Origin of the sequence: Paenibacillus sp. NPDC057886 (assembly GCF_042796655.1) — a bacterium.
Classification (GTDB): domain Bacteria; phylum Bacillota; class Bacilli; order Paenibacillales; family Paenibacillaceae; genus Paenibacillus.
Window position 1 is genome coordinate 46117 of sequence record NZ_JBHVMZ010000002.1, and the last position, 22064, is coordinate 68180.

Annotated in this window: 17 protein-coding genes; 2 read left to right on the plus strand and 15 right to left on the minus strand. The window is 47.4% G+C overall.

Annotated elements, in window-relative coordinates; all coding sequences use genetic code 11:
- Window positions 1-27: 27 nt before the first annotated feature.
- From ACFVQB_RS07450 to ACFVQB_RS07460, 3 genes are read right to left on the minus strand one after another with little or no spacing between them, the layout of a single operon-like run.
- Complete coding sequence (locus tag ACFVQB_RS07450) at window positions 28-723, minus strand: hypothetical protein (RefSeq protein WP_379436486.1); 696 nt, start codon at window positions 721-723, stop codon at window positions 28-30.
- Window positions 724-756: 33 nt separating this feature from the next.
- Complete coding sequence (locus ACFVQB_RS07455) at window positions 757-1482, minus strand: polymer-forming cytoskeletal protein (protein ID WP_379436488.1); 726 nt, start codon at window positions 1480-1482, stop codon at window positions 757-759.
- A gap of 14 nt (window positions 1483-1496) precedes the next feature.
- On the minus strand, window positions 1497-2120 hold the full coding sequence (locus ACFVQB_RS07460) for a YhbD family protein (protein ID WP_379436491.1): 624 nt from the start codon (window positions 2118-2120) through the stop codon (window positions 1497-1499).
- A gap of 306 nt (window positions 2121-2426) precedes the next feature.
- Here ACFVQB_RS07460 and ACFVQB_RS07465 point away from each other — a divergent pair, with 306 nt between their 5' ends.
- Window positions 2427-3215: an alpha/beta hydrolase gene (locus tag ACFVQB_RS07465; RefSeq protein WP_379436494.1), complete on the plus strand. Its 789-nt coding sequence runs from the start codon at window positions 2427-2429 to the stop codon at window positions 3213-3215.
- 148 nt (window positions 3216-3363) lie between these two features.
- On the opposite strand, the gene argH is transcribed toward ACFVQB_RS07465, so the two are convergent.
- The 7 genes from argH to argC all read right to left on the minus strand — a co-directional run bounded on the left by argH (window position 3364) and on the right by argC (window position 12682).
- Window positions 3364-4767: an argininosuccinate lyase gene (gene argH / locus ACFVQB_RS07470; RefSeq protein ID WP_379438044.1), complete on the minus strand. Its 1404-nt coding sequence runs from the start codon at window positions 4765-4767 to the stop codon at window positions 3364-3366.
- Window positions 4768-4872: 105 nt separating this feature from the next.
- On the minus strand, window positions 4873-6108 hold the full coding sequence (locus ACFVQB_RS07475) for an argininosuccinate synthase (protein ID WP_063567516.1): 1236 nt from the start codon (window positions 6106-6108) through the stop codon (window positions 4873-4875).
- A gap of 284 nt (window positions 6109-6392) precedes the next feature.
- Complete coding sequence (gene argF, locus ACFVQB_RS07480) at window positions 6393-7361, minus strand: ornithine carbamoyltransferase (protein WP_053779581.1); 969 nt, start codon at window positions 7359-7361, stop codon at window positions 6393-6395.
- A gap of 199 nt (window positions 7362-7560) precedes the next feature.
- Window positions 7561-8817 (minus strand): aspartate aminotransferase family protein, encoded by a 1257-nt coding sequence (locus ACFVQB_RS07485; RefSeq protein ID WP_379436499.1) that lies wholly within the window; start codon window positions 8815-8817, stop codon window positions 7561-7563.
- Between the two features lie 282 nt (window positions 8818-9099).
- Window positions 9100-9939 (minus strand): acetylglutamate kinase, encoded by an 840-nt coding sequence (gene argB / locus ACFVQB_RS07490; protein ID WP_379436501.1) that lies wholly within the window; start codon window positions 9937-9939, stop codon window positions 9100-9102.
- 337 nt (window positions 9940-10276) lie between these two features.
- Window positions 10277-11515 carry a bifunctional glutamate N-acetyltransferase/amino-acid acetyltransferase ArgJ gene (gene argJ, locus ACFVQB_RS07495; RefSeq protein ID WP_379436504.1) on the minus strand — a complete coding sequence of 413 codons (1239 nt, stop codon included), beginning with the start codon at window positions 11513-11515 and terminating at the stop codon, window positions 10277-10279.
- Between the two features lie 117 nt (window positions 11516-11632).
- Entirely contained in the window at window positions 11633-12682 is a 1050-nt protein-coding gene (gene argC / locus ACFVQB_RS07500; RefSeq protein ID WP_379436507.1) for an N-acetyl-gamma-glutamyl-phosphate reductase, read from the minus strand.
- A 330-nt stretch (window positions 12683-13012) separates the two neighbouring features.
- Between argC and cls the strand changes: the two genes are divergently transcribed.
- Entirely contained in the window at window positions 13013-14461 is a 1449-nt protein-coding gene (gene cls, locus ACFVQB_RS07505) for a cardiolipin synthase (protein ID WP_379436510.1), read from the plus strand.
- A gap of 202 nt (window positions 14462-14663) precedes the next feature.
- On the opposite strand, the gene ACFVQB_RS07510 is transcribed toward cls, so the two are convergent.
- The 5 genes from ACFVQB_RS07510 to ACFVQB_RS07530 all read right to left on the minus strand — a co-directional run bounded on the left by ACFVQB_RS07510 (window position 14664) and on the right by ACFVQB_RS07530 (window position 21908).
- The gene (locus ACFVQB_RS07510) at window positions 14664-15569 is read right to left on the minus strand and encodes a YitT family protein (RefSeq protein WP_379436513.1); all 906 of its coding nucleotides are present in this window, start codon (window positions 15567-15569) and stop codon (window positions 14664-14666) included.
- Between the two features lie 98 nt (window positions 15570-15667).
- A protein-coding gene (gene prfB, locus ACFVQB_RS07515) for a peptide chain release factor 2 (protein WP_099859210.1) occupies window positions 15668-16781 on the minus strand; the annotation gives its coding sequence in 2 pieces (ribosomal slippage) (window positions 15668-16708 and window positions 16710-16781; 1113 coding nt in all).
- 467 nt (window positions 16782-17248) lie between these two features.
- A complete protein-coding gene (secA, locus tag ACFVQB_RS07520; protein WP_379436517.1) occupies window positions 17249-19753 on the minus strand; it encodes a preprotein translocase subunit SecA in 2505 nt (834 codons plus the stop codon).
- 974 nt (window positions 19754-20727) lie between these two features.
- Window positions 20728-21291: a ribosome hibernation-promoting factor, HPF/YfiA family gene (hpf, locus tag ACFVQB_RS07525; RefSeq protein WP_379436520.1), complete on the minus strand. Its 564-nt coding sequence runs from the start codon at window positions 21289-21291 to the stop codon at window positions 20728-20730.
- Window positions 21292-21710: 419 nt separating this feature from the next.
- The gene (locus ACFVQB_RS07530) at window positions 21711-21908 is read right to left on the minus strand and encodes a cold shock domain-containing protein (protein WP_024631599.1); all 198 of its coding nucleotides are present in this window, start codon (window positions 21906-21908) and stop codon (window positions 21711-21713) included.
- Window positions 21909-22064: the final 156 nt, after the last annotated feature.

A 22064-nucleotide genomic window follows, 5' to 3' on the forward strand; every position in this document is an offset into this window, starting at 1 on the left:
GTATATCCGAAAAGTTACGGCGGATAATCAGTCCAAGGACCGATTGCTTTGCACCAAAACTTCCGATTGCGGATGAATTTGCAGAGAAGAGCGGTATTCCACTGTACCAATCCGGCAGCCTGGGCCAATTTTTATTTTATCTCCTCGTACAACCTCGGCCTCTGTGTTCTCAAGTTCAATTTCGTCACCTTCGATTAAGTTGGCCTTGAGAATAGACTTGTTTCCAGTGAACAAACCCTCCAGCAGTTTTCCCCGCGAACTCTTCACTGAAATGATGGAACCGCCCATTTCCCTGACCTCGGATGGACCCATAATTTTGAGTGTCATGTGTTCGGCACTGAGCATACCCGCTATCGTAAAACGGCCATTCAGCTTCATACTTTCCACCTGACAATCGCCTGATACATGAAGCTCGCCTACTACTTTCATATGTTCAGCTTTTGCATACAGGTTAGAAGCATAATTGCTCTCCTGGTCTTCGTCGCCAACAGAAGCCCGCTCTTTCAGGGTAAGGGTTCCCGTAGTTTTGATATCGGTTGATTCAAGAGATCCGTATATGACCGATGTGCCGGTGCATTTGAATTGATCACAGAACAGATTATCATTAAATGAGGAATCCCCCACTACCTTGATCTTGCCGTACACACCGCCAGAAGAACTGCCGTCGCCGATGATGCTAATGTCGTGTTTTTTATCCAATGAACCAGCAAAATGGTTATTCAAGTCGATCACATCCCTTTCTCTTCATATCCAAATTTAAATCCGCTGACTGCTGCCCACCTTGGCATCTGGATCAACCTCTAGTTCACCTGAATATTCAACCAACCTGATGTTACAGCCACGACCGATATGAACCTTGCTGCCACGAACAATATCAGCCTCGGTATCTTCCAGCACGATTTCATCCCCTTCAATCAAGGATGTCTTGAAGGATGGGGTACCGCCCAGGCCAATACTTTTCCAAAAACCAGTCTGTTCCTTACGACGAATATCGATGCGTTCCCCGCCGATCTCTTTGGCCGAAGAGGATGTATGCAGCCTGATCTCTACCGTTCCCGCATTCAGGAAGCCACTAATTTTAATATTGCCCTGTACGTTCAAAGACTCACATTGTACATCACCTTCAATATCGATCACGCCGCCAATATCAATCCGTTCCCCATCAACCCGTCCGCGTACAGTACATTTCCCGTTAACTTCGAGCTCAGGGCTTCGGAGGTCTCCGTTAATGGTTGTCAAACCATCCACACGAACACGAGAACTGATCAAGGGGCCGTTCAGCGTACACATACCGTTGATTGTTGCACTCTCTGCGCTCAAAGCTCCATGCATCTTCAATGTTCCATTCACATTCAGGGAGGTACAGTCCAGGTTACCGTTTACCTTAGCCATGCCATCAATGGATACCCGGTGAAAATTCCCGCCTGCCGTTTGGCTCATACCCGCTACGTTCAGATCATTGCGCAAATTACGTTCCTCCATATATGATCCTCTCCTTATCCCAATTTGAGTTTTAACTCTTCCATAAACGTCCCCATTGGCTGCCTGAGAACGACCTTCACACCATTGTCAAAATAAAGCTCTGTTCCTGCCGTTACCAGCATGAATGAAGGGATACCCATCTTGCGAATAAGCACCAGTTCGCTTGGTTTGCCTGTGAAACGATAATAATGCTCGGACATGACATCGATCAGTAACGTACCCTCCTGGCGGGTAATATCTCCGCTCATTAGCAGCTTATCGAGTACATAAAGCATCATGATCTGCTCCAAAGCATACAGCGGCCGCTCCCGTCCTGCTTCTTTCAACAGCTCAAGCGAAATGTTCGAAACAATGTTTCTCTCTAACAGCTGCTGAGCGGACATTTCCACTTCACCCAATGTTGGTGAAAACACGTCTGCCAGTTCATCCAGCGACAATCCGTCTTTCATATTGAGAATCTTGTCAATCCGCAGTAAAATCTGTTGCTTTGGAAAAAAAGTCTCTTGTCCCGTATAGGACGACTTCCGAATAAACCATTCCTCCGGAATGAGATTCTTCCGCTTCCAGCGGTACAACTGGCCGTAGGAGATGCCCGTCAGGTCCAGCAATTCTTTTTTGGAGATCAAATCATCCGTCATATATGGCCCCCCCTTTGTGTTGAAAACAGTGTAACATAACATTGTTACGCTGTAAAGAAGGTGAAAAACAGTGGTGAATCGAACCTCCGTTTTCTATTCATAAATATTGCTCTCATATAAAAATCTTCATATTTTCGGAAGCGTTTACTTCCTTCGTCCTTACAGCGAACCTTGTTGTTGCATCGGAAGAGATTTACGTATAACCTGTTTACTATAAACACTTTGGAGCCATGACGGCTCCAGATCCCATCCCTTGTATCAATCAGAACACTTCGAGAATGAATTATGAGAGGGGTTACTTAACGCATGGCACTTATTCAATGTAATTTTTACTCGGACACGCTTGGTTTAAGCACCAGCATGCATGTCATCCTGCCACAACAAACCCACAATCAAATTGGCATGGAGAACGTATCCGGCCAGGGATTACATCCCACGCTTTATTTGCTGCACGGTCTATCGGATGATGACTCTATCTGGTTGCGCCGCACATCCATTGAACGTTACGTCGCTGACTTGGGGATTGCTGTGGTCATGCCTCAAGTGCATCGCAGCTTCTACACGGACATGGTTGAGGGCGGATCTTATTGGACCTTCATCAGTGAGGAACTGCCGACAATCGCCCGCTCGTTCTTCCCCTTATCTCATCAAAGGGAGGATAACTTCGTAGCCGGCCTGTCTATGGGGGGCTACGGTGCATTTAAACTAGCTCTGAGTAAACCAGATCAATATGCTGCGGCAGCAAGTTTATCCGGGGCACTCGACATGACGGCACATCTGGATAATATGAATTCCAGCCCACTCTGGCGGGCCGAAATGGAACGTATCTTTGGGCCGAAGATTGCAGGCTCGCAGAACGACCTGCTCCAACTACTGAAGGATAACCAAGCGAGCAGCGGACCTCGGCCATTGCTCTATCAATGCTGTGGGACGGAAGACTTCCTGTATGATCAGAACCAATCCTTCCGTGAAGCCTGTGCGCAGACCGATCTCCAATTGACCTATGAGGAGGAACCCGGTGAACATGAATGGGGCTATTGGGATCAGAAGATTCAGAATGTATTGAAATGGCTGCCTCTGCGTGAGCGTAAATAAAAGAAATATCCGGTGGAACCCGCCAATCCATACTTAAGCGGAACCGTTCATTCACTGAAACATCGTTCGTAACATAACAAAAAAAGCAGGCCTGAGAAAATTCTCACTGCCGGCTTTTTTGGTTTTATTTCAAAAGGAAACCTTAAAATTAACCTCGATTGGTAATCCATTGCTCTGTAATTTCAAGCACCTTCTCACTACGCCCAATCGCCTCAGCCACTTGATTCGAAGCTGTTCCACCATACACATTACGGGCATTTACAACCGCTTCCGGTTGCAGCACGTCATAGATACGCTCATCGAACAGCGGAGAGAATTGACGGAATTCATCGATGGTCAGATCCAGCAAATATTTGCCGTTCTGGATACAGTACAATACTGTTTTTCCGATAACTTCATGCGCCTGACGGAATGGCAAACCTTCACCCACGAGGAAGTCCGCAATATCTGTAGCGTTTGAGAAATCCTGATTGACCGCTTGACGCATCCGTCCTTTGTTGACCGTCATTGTTGCAATCATCGGAGCGAACAATTGAAGTGCACCCTCCAGCGTCGCTACCGTGTCAAACATGCCTTCCTTGTCTTCCTGCATGTCCTTGTTGTAAGCGAGCGGCAGAGATTTCAGTACTGTCAGCAAACCGATCAGGTTGCCGTACACACGTCCTGTTTTACCACGAACGAGTTCCGGAACGTCCGGATTTTTCTTCTGTGGCATAATGCTGCTGCCCGTGCAGAATGCATCATCCAGTTCAACAAAACCAAATTCCGTGCTGCTCCACAGGACCAACTCTTCGCTCAGACGGGACAAGTGCGTCATGATTAGTGAAGCGGCTGCCAGGAACTCCACGATAAAGTCACGGTCACTGACCGCGTCCAAACTGTTCTCGTATACACCGTCGAAGCCCAGTTGTTCCGCTACAAAATGACGGTCAATCGGGAACGTTGTGCCTGCAAGGGCACCTGCACCCAGCGGCAGCACGTTAATACGTTTGTAGCTGTCCATAAGGCGCTCTGCATCCCGTTGGAACATCGATACATAGGCCATCAGGTGATGGGCGAACAGAATCGGTTGTGCACGTTGAAGATGCGTATACCCCGGTACAATTGTATCGAGATTATCTTTGGCTTGTCCGATCAGCGCTTCCTGCAACGAGTGCAGCATACCGACAAATCCAACCACGCGCTCACGCAAGTACAAGTGCATATCGGTCGCCACCTGGTCATTCCTGCTGCGTCCTGTATGTAATTTGCCACCTACAGGGCCGATGGTATCGATCAGGTTTTTCTCAATGTTCATATGGATGTCTTCATCCGATACGGAGAATTCTACTTCTCCTGCACGGATTTTATGCAGAACGGTGATCAAGCCTTCCTTGATCGTCTCTACATCCTCTGCCGGCAGAATGTCGCATTTGCCCAGCATCGTTACATGAGCCAGACTTCCTTGAATATCTTCCTCGGCCAACGCTTTATCAAAGTTGATTGACGCTGTGTATTCCTCAACCAGGTGATTGGTTTGTTTTGTAAAACGTCCTCCCCACAGCTTACTCACAGTGAGTACTCCCCTTTCGCTCATGGACAAAGCCGCTCCTGCCAGATGTGCAAGAACGGCCCGCCTTGTCAGTTATAATCGTGATGCTCTATATGCATATTGAAATTAGTTTTTGTTTTGCTCCACACCGGAGTTTACTTTCAAACGCAATGCATTCAGGCGGATAAAGCCCGTTGCATCCCCTTGATCGTACGCTTGCGTTGGATCAGCTTCCATCGTAGCAATGTCCGGATTGTACAGGCTGACAGGACTTTTCACACCTGCGCCAATGATGTTGCCTTTATACAGTTTCACACGAACGGTACCTGTTACATTTTTCTGGCTTTCCGTCACCAGTGCTTGCAGCGCCAAACGTTCCGGTGCGAACCAGAAGCCGTTGTAAACGAGTGTGCTGTAACGTGTGATCAGGCTATCACGCAAGTTCATAACTTCGCGGTCCATCGTGATGGATTCCATTTTGCGGTGTGCCGTGAACAGAATTGTTCCACCTGGTGTCTCGTATACACCACGGCTCTTCATGCCGACAAAGCGGTTCTCTACCATGTCCACACGGCCGATACCATGTTTGCCACCCAGCTCGTTGAGTTGCTCCATCACTTGCAGTGGGCTCAAGCGCTCACCATTCAGTGCAACACAGTCACCTTGTTCAAATTCAAGTTCAACATATTCCGCTTGATCCGGCGCATCTTCAGGTGCACTGCTGAGCAGGAACATGTCTTTGTTCTCGTCCGCACTCGGATCGAACCAAGGATCTTCGAGCACGCCGCTCTCATAGCTGATATGCAGCAGGTTACGGTCTGTGGAGTACGGTTTAGCCGCCGATGCGGTTACCGGAATGCCGTGTTTTTCAGCGTAAGCGATCATCTCGGCACGTCCTGGGAACTGGTTGCGGAATTCTTCCAGACGCCAAGGCGCGATGACTTGAATGTCTGGTGTCAGCGCAGCTGCGTTCAACTCAAAACGAACCTGGTCATTTCCTTTACCCGTAGCGCCGTGAGCAATCGCAGTAGCGCCTTCTGCACGAGCGATATCCACCATACGTTTTGCGATCAGTGGACGTGCGATACTTGTACCAAGCAGGTATTGTCCTTCATAAAGGGCACCTGCCTGAAACATTGGATAGATGAAATCTTTGGCGAACTCGTCGCGCAGATCGTCGATGTACACTTTGGAAGCGCCTGTAGCGAGTGCTTTTTCCTCGAGGCCATCCAATTCATCCTTTTGTCCGATATCCGCCGTAAATGCGATAATCTCAGCATCATATGTTTCTTTCAACCATTTCAAAATTACAGATGTGTCCAACCCGCCAGAATAAGCGAGTACGATTTTTTCCTTAGCCATGTTCAATGGTCCTCCCCAAGTTCAGTTGCGATAAGTTAAACAAGTTGTTCATCCACTGAGCACTACGAATACAGAAAACCTTTCGATCGCTGTTATCCCCAGATTTTCTTGATTCCCCTTCTAAAAGGGGCAAATCTGGTGATAAAGGCGCACGCTCCGCTTCTTCAGGTCTTTTCTGTATTCTCCGTTTTGGTGTATGTTTCAGTTTAACTTATTAAGATTTTATATTAAATCTATCATCGCGAAATCTGTGCCTAAAATCAACCCATTCAGGCAAACAGCATCTATTCGCTCATTAACGCAGCCATCAATGCTTTCTGCGCATGCAGCCGGTTCTCCGCCTGATCAAAGATCAGGGAGTTTGGACCGTCAATAACCCCAGCACTCACTTCTTCTCCACGGTGAGCTGGCAGGCAGTGCAGGAACATATAATCCGGCTTCGCGCCTTTCATCAGTTCCTCATCCACCTGATACGCAGCGAATGCTTGTTCACGAATCTTCTGTTCCTCTTCAAAACCCATGCTCGCCCATACATCCGTATACACGATATCTGCATCTTTCACAGCTTCCTGTGCACTGTACGTTACAGTCACCTGTGAGCCGCTCTCCTGTGCAATGCTGCGCGCCTGTTCTACAACTGCGCTGTCAGGCTCATATCCTTCCGGAGTCGCTACTGCAACATGCATACCCATCTTGGCTGCACCAAGCATAAGGGAATGCGCCATGTTATTGCCGTCTCCGACATAAGCCATTTTGAGACCTTCCAACTTGCCTTTGTGCTCCAGCACGGTTTGGAAGTCTGCGAGTACCTGGCATGGATGTGCTGCATCGCTCAGGCCGTTAATAACCGGGACATCCGCATGTTGTGCCAGTTCAGTCACATTATGGTGTCCAAAGGTACGAATCATGATGCCATCCAGGTAACGTGAAAGGACTTTGGCTGTATCATGTGTCGTTTCCCCGCGACCGAGTTGGATATCGTTTTTGCTCAGGAAGAGCGCGTGTCCACCCAGTTGGAACATGCCGACTTCAAAAGATACACGTGTACGTGTAGATGATTTTTCAAAAATAAGTCCAATCGTTTTGCCTTGGAGCGGCTGATACGGCACACCGTTTTTTTGTTTGCCTTTAATCTCAATCGCAAGGTCCAGCAAATAGCGGATTTCCTCCGCTGTATAATCTGTAAATTCAATAAAATCACGGCCTCTAAGATCGACCTTCTGTACCTTCTCCGTCTGTTGCGCTTGTGTCATGTTTATATTGTCCTCCTTATTTCCGGTTCCCTGCACCCGCATGGGCAGAAGAGTGTAGAAAATTGAGATTTTGCCATCCGGCTACTCACTTTCATCTTCCGCTAGTTTACCGCGCGGCTACAGGGATTCATGATTCATCTTTTTGTTCCGCTTCGAGGCCCATGAAGGCCCCGAGTCAGAATGGTTGTATATAGCCTTATTAGGCGTTCTTCGCAGCCACATGCTCTTCAATCAACGTAGCAACCAAGGATACCGCCTCATCGATCTCTTCCTTGCTCACATACAGATTCGGAAGCAGACGAATGACATTCGGTCCTGCGGATACAAAGAGAATGCCTCGCTTCTGACCAGCAAGCACGATATCGCCTACCGCTTCAGCACATTCGATTCCAACCAGCAGACCCAAACCCCGAACTTCTTTCACAAACGAATTACCAGCCAGACGCTCCCGCAGAGAGTTCATCAGGTAATCGCCCATTTCAGCTGCACGCTCTGGCAGGTGATCTTCGAGCATGGTTTCAATCGTTGCAATGACCACGGAGGAAGCGAGCGGCGTACCGCCAAACGTTGTTGCATGGCTGCCCGCAGTAAACGCATCCTTCAGATAACCTTTACCCAGCATCGCACCTACAGGGAAACCACTACCGATGCCTTTGGCTACTGTGAAAATGTCCGGTTCAATGCCATAATGCTCATGCGCGAACAGTTTGCCTGTACGTCCCATTCCTGTCTGCACTTCGTCTACAATCAGCAGCAGTCCGTGCTCTCCACACAGTTTCCGCACGTGGTGAACAAAATCTGGTTTGACCGGATGTACCCCACCCTCGGCCTGCACCATCTCCAGCATAATCGCTGCTGTATTGGGTCCGATCGCAGCTTCCAGAGCCGCTGTGTCATGCAATGGTACGGTTACGAACCCGGCTGGCAATGGCAAAAATCCTTCTTTTACTTTATCCTGCCCAGTTGCTGTCAAGGTTGCGAGTGTGCGTCCGTGGAAGGATTGGGCAAATGTAATGACTTCGTACCGCCCAGTGCCTTTTACCTTCTGGTGATAGCGACGCGCCAGTTTGATTGCTGCTTCATTCGCTTCTGCACCACTGTTACAAAAGAATACGGCGTCTGCGCACGTATTTGCTGTCAACAAAGCCGCAGCCTTTTCCTGACCGGGAATCTGGAACAGGTTAGATACATGCCACAGCTCATCAATCTGAGCTTTCAGCTTGGCTCCGACTTTCTCGGGTGCATGGCCCAGACTCGTTACAGCCAACCCGCACATGAAATCAAGATAACGATTGCCCTGATCATCCCATAGCCAGCTGCCTTTACCCTTGACCAAACTGATTGGATAACGCGCATACGTTTGGAAAAGAGAGCTTTCCGTTTGTGCCGCTGCACCTGTCGCTGCTACGCCCGCTACTGCTGTGCCAGAACCTGGCTGTTCATTGCCTTTTGCCATCACCTATCACACTCCTATTCCTTTGTATGAGTACACTAGGCAAACCATTTAAGCTAACCCTACTTTCCACAAGGCCACTCCGACTGCAGTACCATCTTCCGACCGCTGTTATCCCCGGATTTTTTCGATCCCCTTAATAGCGGGTAAAATCCGGGGATAAAGGCGGACGCTTCGCTTCTACAGATTGGTTCTGCACTCTCCGTTTTCGTGTCATGTCCAGTTCATCTTATATAAAAAATGCCGTGTACAAAATGTTGATTACTTAGTTATTACAAGATCGCCTTACTGCATACGGATAATTCGGGTTCCGATCGTTTCTCCGCCAAGCACACGGCTCAGGATCTGTGGTTCGCTGCCGTCTACGATGACGACCTCACGCACTTTGCCGTGAATACAAGCTATTGCTGCACGCACCTTTGGAATCATGCCGCCATAGATTTCTCCGGTTTGAATCATATCCTCGATCTCCTGTACGGAGACGGATGGCAGTACTTTTTTCTCGCCTCCTACGGTCTTCATAATGCCAGGGACATCAGTCACTACGATCATCCGACTCACTCCGAGATGGGAAGCTACCGCACCTGCGGCTGTATCCGCATTGATGTTATAACGCTGACCGGATGCATCTACGCCAACCGGCGCAATTACTGGCATATAACCCATGTCTACGATACCTTGAATAATCTCCGCATTAACGCCATTTACGTCACCTACCCAACCTATCTCTGCATGGTTGCTTACAGGTTTCGCCTGGATCAAACCACCGTCCACACCCGACAAGCCCAGCGCACGTCCACCGACACGTTGGATTAAGCGTACGATCTGTTTGTTAATACTCCCCGCAAGAACCATCTCCACAACGTCCAACACGGGTTCCGTTGTCTTGCGCAATCCGTTCACAAACTCAGTCTCAATGCCCAGCTTCGCCAAATTATCCGAGATCGCAGGGCCACCACCATGTACGATGACAGGCTGAGTTCCTTGGGACTGCAAGTCACGCAGATCTGCAAAAAAGGATTCAGGCAATGCCGCCAGCGTGCTGCCTCCGCATTTCATTACAAACGTCTGCTTCTCAGCACCTGCCTCAGTGCCGGTACTCTTATTTTGCAATGTTGAATTCATGAGGGCACTCCTTTCGTTTTAAAATTTTATTTAAACAGATTTAACACTTCATAGATGCTTGTCAGAAAGCGGCTGACCGTTCCGAATCCGGATCGTTCTTTTGATCGCTGTTGTCTCCAAGTTTTTTGGGATCCCCTTCTCTAAGGGGAAAACTCGGCGACAAAGGCGAACGCTACGCTTCTACAGAATCGATTCCGAATCCTCCACTGGCTTCGCCAGTTGTCAAACACCAAGGATGAGTTTAAATCTCATATATAATTTTCAACATATTTTACGAAGCAGCTACTCATAGGAAAGCTGCATTCTCCGTTAACGTGTAAATATCAATAGTTGCTTATTACGTGCGGTATGCCGCGTTAATTCGTACATAGTCATACGTCAGGTCACAGCCCCAAGCGATGGCTGTTCCCTCGCCGTGGTGCAGATCGACTACAATGCGTACGGTATCGGTCTGCAAGTAGGCCAGCGCCGCTTCTTCGTCAAATACGACCGGACGGGATTGTGCAAGTACAGATATCTCTCCCAGACGGATATCAACCGTCTCCGGGTTCACCGGCTGTCCTGCGCGCCCTACGGCTGCAATAATGCGTCCCCAGTTGGCATCAGCGCCGAACATGGCGGATTTCACCAGGCTGGAACCAATAACGGTCTTTGCAATAGCTTGCGCAGATTCATCACTTACTGCACCCGTTACCTGTACTTCTACCAGCTTGGTTGCTCCTTCACCATCGCGCGCAATGGCTTTGGCAAGCACTTCACACACATAAGTAAATCCGGCAGCAAAAGCTTCCCAATCCGGATGTTCCACAGTCAGTTCTTCGTTACCTGCCAGACCACTGGACATGGCTACCAGCATGTCGTTCGTGCTCGTATCTCCATCCACTGTAATCATGTTAAATGTATGATTGGTCGCCTGGCGCAATAAGCGCTGCAACGCTTCTGCGCCAATGACCGCATCAGAGGTCATAAAGGCCAGCATGGTCGCCATATTCGGATGAATCATTCCCGATCCCTTGGCAGCACCTGCAATCGTAATCGTTTTGCCGTTCACCTCAACGGAGACGCAGGCTTCTTTTTTCACCAAATCGGTTGTCAGGATAGCTTGGGAGAACTGTTCAGCCTCATTCACTTCGCTACCCAAACGTGCCGGAAGTGCGGTAATTCCCGAGTGTACAGCGTCCATCTTCAGCAGTTCACCAATGACACCTGTGGAAGCGACAGCAACGTCCTCTTCCGCTACACCCAATTCACGTGCAGCCGCCGTACGCATGGCGTAGGCATCCTCTTCACCTTGTTGTCCAGTACACGCATTGGCATTCCCGCTGTTCACGATGACTGCCTGAAGGCGTCCATTGCTCAAGCTCTCACGTGTGACTTTCAAAGGTGCGGCCTGGAACACGTTCGTTGTATACACCGCAGCTGCAGTTGCCGGAACGTCACAGCGGATCGCTCCGATGTCGTTACGAGAAGTTTTTTTCAACCCGCAGTGCAGTCCGCCAGCAGTAAACCCGCGCGGGGTTACAATCGTTCCGTTCTCAACTATAGTAAAAGCTTTTTGCTCTACATTCGTTCCCATATGTTATCCCCCGTTATGCGTTCGGCTGCATGCCGATTGTCCGCTTGCTTTGCCTGATCCGATCTACCCCACATGGTTTCGGAATTGCGTCTAGACGCTCTCCCAATGATTCAAACCTTATGGATATACCGGCGTCATGTTCAGCCCGAGGTTCTCCTCCCATCCCATCATCAGGTTCATATTTTGAATCGCTTGCCCGGATGCACCTTTTACCAGGTTGTCGATGACCGAAATAATGGTCAAACGACCTGTACGAGGGTCAGCTGCAAATCCGATATCACAATAGTTCGATCCGTACACTTCCTTTGTTGAAGGCCAGATCCCCGGCTCACGTACACGCACGAACGGGCGATTTTCATAATATTTGCGGTACAGATCAACGATTTCACGGTCACTGTGTTCGCCAGTTAGATTGGCATACATGGTACTCATGATCCCACGCGTCATGGGCACCAGTTGAGTTGTGAACGTTACTGTGACTGGTGTTCCAGTGATATTCCCCAGCACTTGCTCAATTTCAGGAATATGCTGATGTTTATTCAGTTTATATGCTTTGAAATTCTCATTCATTTCTGCATAATGATTCATCAGACTTGTTCCCCGTCCTGCACCCGATACGCCGGATTTTGCATCAATAATGATACTGGAAGGATCAATCCATCCCGCCTCAACAGCTGGAATCAATCCGAGTAACGTAGCTGTTGGGTAGCAGCCTGGGTTGGAAATAAAGTTCTTGCCCTTTACTTCGTCCCCATACACCTCTGCCATGCCGTATACCGCCTGTTCCAGCAATGAAGCAGATGGTGCCGGATGTTTATACCACTCTTCATACACCGTTCCATCCTTGAGTCTGAAATCTCCAGACAGATCAATGACCTTTAGACCTGCTTCAAGCAGGCTCGGAACGAGCTTCGCGCTTACACCAGACGGGGTTGCTGTGAACACCAGATCTGCACGACTTGCGATCTCAGCCGGGTCTACGCCGTCGAGTGGCCTCAGAATCACGTCCGTCAAATGCGGGAATCCATCTGCGATGGACTCACCACTGCTGGATGAAGAGATTACCGAAGTAATTTCAACCTGCGGATGGTTCTGGAAAAAACGAATCAGCTCCACCCCGCCGTAGCCGGTGGAACCGACGATTGCCACTTTTAATTTGTTATTCACTCTCGCTCCCCCAATCTTGTCGTATGCGCTACTTATACTGTTCTCCTGCTCCCAATGAGCCTTCATACAGCAATTCCGTCGCTTCTATGCATATTTGTGTATTATTATACGACTCTAGTTATATAAATACAACACTCTATCATCAATTTTACATGGATTCTCATCGCTTCCGAACATATCTTTCCAACATCTGCGGACGAACCCGGATACTTCTGCTAAAATACGTATTATAGGAAACATTACAACCATGGTCTAATTCATAATCAATCTACACGATGAAGGGTTTATGAATGGATTCATGATGGTCATTATGAGACATGGGGGACTACAGTGCATATCGAATCCATTTTACTTGTTGTACTCCTGGGCCTGAATATTATTTTCGCTGCAGCGGTCGTTTTCTTCGAACGAAAGGATGCGAGTGCATCCTGGGCTTGGCTGCTCGTCTTGAACTTTGTTCCGGTGTTCGGGTTTGTACTCTATCTATTAACAGGACAAAATCTGACGCGCTACCGGCTTTTCCAGTGGAAAGAGCGCAAGAAGCTCGGGCTTGAAGAACGAATTGCTGCCCAGCTTGAACAGCTTCAAGACAACCGAACACCGTTCCGTAATCAGGCGACAGAGAGTAGTCAGGACATGATTTATATGAACCTGAAGCAAAACGATGCTCTGTTGACCGAAGACAATGCGGTCGAGATTATTACTGATGGGACAGACAAATTTCAGCGGTTGCTCGATGATATCGAAGCAGCGCAGGATCATGTTCATGTGCAATATTACATTTATAGAGGTGACCGACTCGGTAAAAGAATCCGGGATGCACTCATCCGCAAAGCACGGGAAGGTGTCAAAGTTCGTCTGCTGTATGACGCGCTGGGATCACGGCGGGTATCCAAACGCTTTTTCAAAGAATTGCGCGAAGCAGGCGGTTTGGTTGAAGTCTTTTTCCCATCCAAATTCAGTCTGATCAACCTGCGTATGAACTACCGAAATCACCGCAAAATCGTCATTATTGACGGCAATCTTGGATATACAGGCGGGTTTAATGTAGGGGATGAATATCTAGGTTTGAATTCCAAGTTCGGTTACTGGCGCGATACTCATTTGCGTATTCAGGGGAATGCTGTTCATGCGCTTCAGACCCGTTTTCTCCTGGATTGGAATGAAGCGTCCAAGCAGCACGATACCCCGTACGTTCCGGCACATTTCCCTCATATTGAGGGCACAGGAACAACTGCCATGCAGATTGTATCCAGCGGACCGGATGCAGAGACGGAGCACATCAAGAACAGTTATTTGAAAATGATTAATGGAGCCAAACATTCGATTCTGATCCAAACGCCTTATTTTATTCCAGATGCCAGTGTATTCGAAGCCATTCGTCTTGCATGCCTGTCAGGAATCGATGTTCGCATTATGATCCCCAATAAACCGGATCACGCTTTCGTATATTGGGCTACGCTATCTTATATCGGTGAGCTGTTAAAAGTGGGGGCAACCGTGTTCATCTATGATAACGGCTTTATTCATGCCAAAACGCTTATTATCGACAGTATGGTCGCATCCGTGGGAACCGCTAATATTGATTACCGCAGTTTCCGACTGAACTTTGAGGTAAATGCATTTATGTATGACGAAGCGATTGCGACTACTCTTGTGCAGACGTTTGAGCATGATCTTCTTGTTTCCCGTGAGATGACGCTGGAGGAATACAATAAACGCAGTGTGAAGATCCGTTTCAAAGAAGCGATCTCTCGTCTGCTGTCTCCGATTCTGTAGATACAGTAGTACAGTGATTATCAGTCAAAAGACAAAACAAAAAGCAGCAGGTACTTCCTTTCCAGCCATGTCTGGTGGAGGAGTACCTGCTTTTTTAGATTATATTATTTACTTGCTTATAAGTTAAACGAATGACCTCTACACTGCTCCCGTTATCATTGAATGTTAAGTTCAATTATAGAGTTCCTCTACTCGCTGTACCTTACAATTCCCCACGCTTAAAGCCTTCACCCAGTACTTCATGCGCATTGCTAATAATGACAAAAGCCCCCGGGTCCACGGACCGGATCAAGGCTTTCAATCTCGGCACCTCATTCTGTCCAACAACCACCATCAGTACGGTTCGCTGATCGTCGGTGTAGCCACCTTTTGCCTCCAGCTTCGTCAGTCCGCGATCCAGATCATCCAGAATCACCTTCGTAATCGGTTCGGTCTGGTTGGAAATAATATAAGCAACCTTCGAGTTACCAAGCCCCATCTCGACGGCATCAATGACTTTTCCGGTAACGTATAACCCGATCAGAGCAAAGAGCGACTGCTCCAATGACAATACAAAGGCAGCCATAATAATGACCGTAGCATCCATAATTACCACGCAAAGAGAGTAACTTAGTCCACTATATTTTTGTACGATCCTGGCAAGAATGCTCATGCCCCCTGTTGAACCTCTACCCCGGTATACGATTCCAATCCCGAGACCAACCCCAATTCCTCCATAGAGTGAACCGAGCAGTGGATTCGTTGTTGGAATAGCCCAATCTTTCGTAAGATATACAAACAGTGGCAGTACAATGCTGCCGAGTACAGAACGTATTCCATACTGCTTGCCAATTAGGAGAAACCCTGCGATCAGAAGCGGAATATTAATAGCCCATTGGGTGTATGCAGGCTCAAGCCCAAGCCAATGTTTGCCCAATATCGATAACCCGGATACCCCACCTGAAGCAATCTGGTTCGGTAGTAAAAATAAATTAAAGGCCACGGCAATCAAAAACGAACCTAATATGATGGATACGGTATCTACAACGTTTCTCCATGGGCCGTTCAGGGGAATGAGAGTAGTTAGCCTCTTCTTGCGGTTATTGTGTAACTGCTGTTGCTGTTGCATGTCATCTTGCTCTCCTTTTTTGTATATATGCTCAAAAAAAAGCCCCTGTATACACCAGCATACGCCTACACGTATCGGGTCTATACAGGAACTTTTGATTAATCGGTATCTACTTTAATCTGGCTGCGCAAATAACCATCGATGAATCCATCGAGGTCGCCATCCATTACTGCTCCTGTGTTTCCAGTCTCTACGCTCGTACGGTGATCCTTTACCATACTATAGGGATGGAATACATAGGACCGAATCTGGCTACCCCACGCAATATCCGACTGTTCTCCTCGGATTTCGTCCAGCTGTTGTTTTTGTTCTTCAATTTTACGTTCATACAATTTGGAACGAAGCATCGTCATCGCTCGCTCACGGTTCTTAATCTGTGACCGTTCATTCTGACACGTTACAACCACACCTGTTGGAAGGTGAGTGATCCGTACGGCTGAGTCGGTGGTATTGATATGCTGTCCACCCGCGCCGCTCGCACGGTACGTGTCGATTTTTAGATCTTCTGTTCGAATGTCCAATTCAATCGTGTCATCAATCTCAGGCACCACATCGCAAGATACGAAGGAAGTATGCCGGCGTCCTGAGGAGTCAAAAGGTGAGATCCGCACCAATCGGTGGACACCTTTCTCAGCTTTCAGATACCCATAAGCATTGTGCCCCTTGATAGATAGCGTGACACTTTTGATTCCTGCTTCATCTCCTGCCAGATAATCCAGCACCTCAACCTTGAAGCCACGCTTCTCGGCCCAGCGTGTATACATCCGCATCAGCATCTGTCCCCAGTCCTGTGACTCGGTACCACCAGCACCCGGGTGAAGCTCCAGAATCGCATTCATCTTGTCATACGGCTGATTCAGGAGAAGCTGTAGCTCGAACTCTTCTACCTTGCTCACGATGGCTGTCACGCTGTTGCCGATCTCAACGGCCAGATCATCGTCGCCTTCTTCATCAGCCAGTTCTGCCATCATGACCGCATCGTCATAATCCTGCTGCAGCTTGGTGTATTGGTCCACAGATCCCTTCACCGCGTTCAACTCGGCGATTAAGGATTGTGCCTTATCATTATCATCCCAGAAATCCGGGGCGGACATCTTCACTTCGAAGTTCTCAATCATCTCTTGCTTCAGATCTAAGTCAAAGAGACCCCCTAAGATTTGTTAGTTTCTTGCCTATTTCACGCAGGTCCTGCTTAACGCTTGGATCGATCATGTGCAATTCCTCTTTTCATTAAGATAAGCTCCCCGCATCCAGGGCATTCCTCCAGATCAAGTATCCGATGCTTCACCTTGGAGTCTCGGTTACCTTTATATCGGCAATCCTCTTCTCCATAGTCATGGTCACATAGTTATAACTATGCACCAATTACAGGTTATGCATCCTTCACTTGATCATTTGGAATACCCGGCTGCAAGGAGCCGTTCATGTCATTCTATTTAAGTTGAGCTAAAGAATATTTACACTTGCTACTCCGATGACAGAACAACCTTCCGATCGCTGTTATCCCCAGATTTTTTGATTTCCTTTTTCAAAGGTGAAAATCCGGGGATAAAGGCGAAGCGTATGCTTCCGATGCAGCTTTCTTTCAGAAAGCTTTTAGCTCCGCTTCTGCACTCTCCGTTATGGTGTAAAAAATTCAGATCCAACTTATACACAGGGTATATAAGAGAGTCGTTTAACTACTCTTGGCCGTGACAGTGTTTAAACTTTTTGCCGCTACCACATGGACAAGCATCGTTACGACCGATTTGGTCAGACACTTTTACCGGACGTTTCTCCGTAGGTTCGCCGCTTGTGGAGATCTGACTTTCGTCAACAACCGCCTGACGCTCCTGATTGCTCTCGATTTGTGCTCTCATCACATAGGTTGCCACTTCTTCCTGAATCGAAGCAATCATCTGATGGAACATTTCGAAGCCTTCGAACTGATACTCACGCAGTGGATCTGTACCGCCGTAGGCACGAAGGTGGATACCTTGACGCAATTGATCCATCGCATCAATATGATCCATCCATTTGCTATCTACTGCGCGAAGCACAACCACTTTCTCGAATTCACGAACCATCTCTTCACCGATTCGCTCTTCACGTGCATTGTACTTGTTCTGAACTTTCTCAAACAGGTAGTCGATAATCTCTTCTGCTTCCTTGCCCCACAGATCATCCTTCGTTACTGAGCCTTCATCCAGCAATTTGCTGTTCATGTAGTCGGCAACTTCCTGCAGTTCCCAGTTTTCCGGAATATCGTCACTGCAATGAGCTTCCACAATGCGTTCAATGGAAGGCTTGATCATATCCATAACGATCTGTTTGATATTCTCGGACTCGAGCACCTCGCGGCGCTGTTTATATATAATTTCACGTTGTTGGTTCATGACATCATCATATTGGAGAACGACTTTACGTACGTCAAAGTTATTACCTTCAACCCGTTTTTGTGCCGACTCTACCGCACGGGTAATCATCCGGCTCTCAATCGGTTGGTCTTCTTCAAAGCCAAGACGTTCCATCATGTTCAGTACATTGTCTGCACCAAAACGTCTCATCAGCTCATCACCCAGTGACAGGTAGAACTGTGTAGAACCCGGGTCACCCTGACGTCCGGCACGTCCACGCAGCTGGTTATCAATCCGGCGAGATTCGTGACGCTCTGTACCGATGATATGAAGGCCGCCCACTTCAGCTACACCTTCACCCAGGATAATATCCGTACCCCGTCCAGCCATGTTCGTTGCAATCGTTACTGCACCCGCTTGTCCGGCTCCTGTGATGATCTCCGCTTCTTCAGCGTGATATTTGGCGTTCAATACTTGGTGACGGACACCGCGGCGTTTCAGCATATCGGAAATACGCTCGGAGTTTTCGATGGAGACCGTACCAACCAGAACCGGCTGGTTCTTGCTGTGACGTGCCACGATTTCTTCCACAACCGCTTTGAACTTACCATCAATGCTCTTGTACACCACATCAGCCATATCATCCCGTTTATTTGGACGGTTGGTTGGAATCTGCAATACTTCGAGACCGTAGATTTTTTTGAATTCTTCTTCCTCGGTCTTCGCTGTACCCGTCATTCCCGCAAGCTTGCGGTACATCCGGAAATAGTTCTGGAATGTAATCGTAGCAAGGGTCATGCTCTCATTCTGTACTTCAATGCCTTCTTTGGCTTCAATCGCTTGGTGCAATCCATCGCTATAACGACGTCCTGCCATCAGACGGCCTGTGAACTCATCGACGATCAGTACTTCTTCATCACTCACCACATAGTCCACGTCACGACGCATGATTACGTTCGCTTTCAGACCCTGTACGATGTGATGGTTGAGCGTAACATTGGCATGATCATACAAGTTTTCGATACCAAATGCTTTCTCCGCCTTGGCCACACCAGCTTCAGTCAACGCTACGGATTTCACCTTGATGTCCACCGTAAAGTCTTCTTCCGGAACCAGACGTTTCACGAAACGGTCAGCTGCATAATACAGGTCCGTCGATTTCTGAGCTTGTCCGGAAATGATCAGAGGTGTACGTGCCTCATCGACCAGAATGGAGTCCACTTCATCAATGATACAGAAGAACAATGGACGTTGTACCATCTGTTCTTTGTACAACACCATGTTGTCACGCAGATAGTCAAAGCCAAATTCGTTATTGGTTCCGTACGTAATATCACATGCATAAGCATGTTGTTTCAAAGCATGGTCCATACCGCTCAGGTTAACCCCTACCGTCATGCCCATGAATTCATAAATTTGTCCCATTTCCTGGCTATCCCGTTGAGCCAAATAATCATTGACCGTTACCACGTGTACACCTTTGGACGTCAATGCATTCAGGTATACCGGGAGTGTTCCTACCAGCGTTTTACCTTCCCCCGTCTTCATCTCTGAAATCCGGCCTTCATGCAGTGCAATGCCTCCGAGCATCTGTACGTCGTAGTGACGTTTGCCTAGTACACGACGAGATGCCTCACGTACAGTTGCAAATGCTTCTGGAAGAAGTTCGTCCGTTGTTTCTCCCTTTTCAATACGGGCACGGTATTCATCCGTTTTGGATTTCAGTTGTTCATCAGACAGAGCCTGAAATTGTGGTTCCAGTTTATTGATCACATCGACTGTCTTCATCAGACGTTTAACATCACGTTCGTTCATGTCGCCGAAGATCTTTTTGACAAGTCCTAGCATGGTATACCCCTTTCGTGCAAAACAGAATAGACCCCCTGCTGCCGCCACGCGACACCATCGGATGGATATGTATCCACTTACCCGGGGGTGACAAACGATATAATTTGAGCTTACTGAAGGTTACACTCCATTACTCAGCTGGCAGAATGTCCTTCCGATCGCTGTTATCCCCCGATTTCTTTAACTCCTTCTCAGAGGTAGAAATCTGGGGATAAAGGCGAACGCTTCGCTTCTACAGGTCATTTCTGCCCTCTTCGTCATCCGTGTAAAAATCAAATTCAAATTATATGAGAAATAATAATATAAGATGAATCAACTCCAGGCTTGCCAAGGTTCCCTCATGAAGCTGATTCGGTATTCAACCGGATCCGGTTATTAGAAATAAGCCGAATACCGAGCCTTATGAATCATGTTCATGGTGCTGTGCCTGTCATTGATTATGATTAGCGATCATTCGTTGACAATTCCCCATCAGGACAATGATTCTCTTGCATAAATTGTAACAGTTTGTAAGGGTCGCCGCAACACGCCACGGCACACTTCTTTGAACTTCTGAAGCCTCTCCGATGGAGTTTAAGTGCAAAAAATCATAGTCGTTAGCGGAAGCCCTAGATTCTATCGTTTCATTTTCCGGTTAGATAAGGCATGTTAACGAATTTTGGTGGTAAATTTGGATGAAAATCTCAATATAGAGAAAAAGAATACATCTTTAACGACTTCTCCGCAAGCACTGAAAATTTTGCATTCAATTTGCACGGATTTGTCTCATTCCTACTATCTATTAGACGCAGTAGCATAGGAAATAGTTTCACAAACTTGCTTCAGCGACTTTTTTCCAGTCCAACCACGCACAAAAGAGCCCCATCCCATAAAGGATGGAGGCTCTTGTTAGTTTAATCCAATACAGGAATCCAAAGCATCCCTGTCTTCATTCGTTATCATTAAGGAATCATTTTTCATTTCAATTCATTGGTTTAACCTTGTTCAATCAAACCGTATTTACCATCGTTCCGTTTGTACACAACGCTGACTTCTTCGTTCTCAATGTTAGAGAATACGAAGAAATTGTGGCCGACCATGTTCATTTGGAGGATGGCCTCTTCCACGTCCATCGGTTTCAACATAAACCGTTTCGTCCGCACCACTTCCAGATCATCATCGTCCGTATCCACGTCCAGTTCAGCAGTAGCTACTGTACCTGTCGGATCTTCAACGAAAAGTGTTTTCAAACTGCCTTCTTGACGGAACTTACGGTTAATTTTCGTTTTGTGTTTACGGATCTGACGTTCCAACTTGTCCACCACGGCGTCAATGGAAGCGTACATATCGTCACTCTCATCTTCAGCCCGGAGCACAATGCCTTTTAAAGGGATCGTCACCTCTACTGTATGCAAGCCTCTCGTCGTGCTCAGGGTAACAGCACCGTCAGAGTTAAGGGGTGCATCGAAATACTTCTCGAGTCTACTCAACTTTTTGTCGACATAATCCTTCAAAGCATCGGTAACCTCGATTTGTTGACCTCGAATACTTAAATTCATAGGGCACTCCTCCTTTTCCTTTGCCACTTCATTATAACACGAATGTAAGCGCCATGTAAAAACTCCCGGTGACCGAATAATGACATCTGTTCAAGCCACATCAGCCAACATAGGCTTACCGCCATATTTCGCGATATTTCACCATTTTGGGGCACAATCATTCATTAACATGGACTGTCTTATTAGGCGCTTGATGATGTAATTAACCGTTTCCGAGAGCCTTCAATCTATGATGTAAAATGAACTTCAATCTATGTCTTGAATCTACCAAATCCATACCAATATTATCCCTTAACAAATCCGCAAATCTCGAATCTATTAAAACAAAAAAAGACCCCGGAAAGTACCGGAGTCTGATGCTAGCGATAATTCAATTGGTAACCATCTAACCATATATGTAGGTCGGATTGTCCGGATGATTATAATTTGATTACGTTAGCTGCTTGCGGTCCACGTGCGCCTTCGACGATGTCGAATTCAACGGATTGACCTTCTTCCAAAGTTTTGAATCCTTCAGATTGAATTGCGGAGAAATGTACGAATACGTCGCCGCCGTCTTCAGTTTCAATGAAACCGTAACCTTTTTCTGCGTTGAACCATTTTACTTTACCTTGCATGCACTAACATTCCCTTCGTCATCAAATGAAGTGAAGCTTCGGCCTTAACCTTGCCCACAACTCAGATAATACCATCCAAAGTTATCCATTGTCAATTGGAAACGTAAATGTTTTCTTGGTATTTTTTGTAGATTATTGTTGCTTAATTTCTAGACG

Excerpts from the sequence above, each read along its gene's own strand:
- argJ (WP_379436504.1), bottom strand. The coding sequence starts at position 11,515 with ATGGGAACGAATGTAGAGCAAAAAGCTTTTACTATAGTTGAGAACGGA.
- ACFVQB_RS07465 (WP_379436494.1), top strand. The coding sequence starts at position 2,427 with ATGGCACTTATTCAATGTAATTTTTACTCGGACACGCTTGGTTTAAGC.
- secA (WP_379436517.1), bottom strand. The coding sequence starts at position 19,753 with ATGCTAGGACTTGTCAAAAAGATCTTCGGCGACATGAACGAACGTGAT.
- ACFVQB_RS07475 (WP_063567516.1), bottom strand. The coding sequence starts at position 6,108 with ATGGCTAAGGAAAAAATCGTACTCGCTTATTCTGGCGGGTTGGACACA.
- argF (WP_053779581.1), bottom strand. The coding sequence starts at position 7,361 with ATGACACAAGCGCAACAGACGGAGAAGGTACAGAAGGTCGATCTTAGA.
- ACFVQB_RS07530 (WP_024631599.1), bottom strand. The coding sequence starts at position 21,908 with ATGCAAGGTAAAGTAAAATGGTTCAACGCAGAAAAAGGTTACGGTTTC.
- ACFVQB_RS07510 (WP_379436513.1), bottom strand. The coding sequence starts at position 15,569 with ATGCAACAGCAACAGCAGTTACACAATAACCGCAAGAAGAGGCTAACT.
- ACFVQB_RS07485 (WP_379436499.1), bottom strand. The coding sequence starts at position 8,817 with ATGGCAAAAGGCAATGAACAGCCAGGTTCTGGCACAGCAGTAGCGGGC.
- argB (WP_379436501.1), bottom strand. The coding sequence starts at position 9,939 with ATGAATTCAACATTGCAAAATAAGAGTACCGGCACTGAGGCAGGTGCT.
- ACFVQB_RS07460 (WP_379436491.1), bottom strand. The coding sequence starts at position 2,120 with ATGACGGATGATTTGATCTCCAAAAAAGAATTGCTGGACCTGACGGGC.
- hpf (WP_379436520.1), bottom strand. The coding sequence starts at position 21,291 with ATGAATTTAAGTATTCGAGGTCAACAAATCGAGGTTACCGATGCTTTG.
- ACFVQB_RS07455 (WP_379436488.1), bottom strand. The coding sequence starts at position 1,482 with ATGGAGGAACGTAATTTGCGCAATGATCTGAACGTAGCGGGTATGAGC.